The organism is Seonamhaeicola marinus, assembly GCF_008085455.1.
The window spans coordinates 1-407 of record NZ_VSDQ01000637.1; the positions used below are offsets into that span (position 1 = coordinate 1).

Consider the following 407-nt stretch of genomic DNA (forward strand, 5'->3'; position numbering starts at 1 on the left):
TACTAGATTTAGCTATGGAACGTAACATTTTAAACCAAAATGAATATGATGCCATTTGGCAAGATAACGTTTTACAATGGCTTTGTGGTGATGATACTACAGCAAAACAAAAACTTATAAATAGAATATTAAATTAATGCACTTTTTACCTGAAGAATTAGACAATTATGTAGTTGCACACTCTGAAAATGAACCTGAATTACTACAACAATTAAACAGAGAAACTTACCAAAAGGTTTTACAACCACGCATGCTTAGTGGGCATTATCAGGGGCGGGTTTTAAGTATAATTTCTAAACTTATAAACCCTAAAAATATTTTAGAAATTGGTACCTATACTGGCTATTCTGCTTTGTGTTTAGCTGAAGGCATGCAGAAAAATGGTGTTTTACACACTATTGATGTTA

Annotated in this window: 1 protein-coding gene; it reads left to right on the forward strand. The window is 31.7% G+C overall.

The window, feature by feature from the left end; genetic code table 11:
- Positions 1 to 136: 136 nt before the first annotated feature.
- The coding region (locus FUA24_RS10950) for an O-methyltransferase (RefSeq protein ID WP_394344202.1) at positions 137 to 407 on the forward strand (271 nt) is incomplete at its 3' end.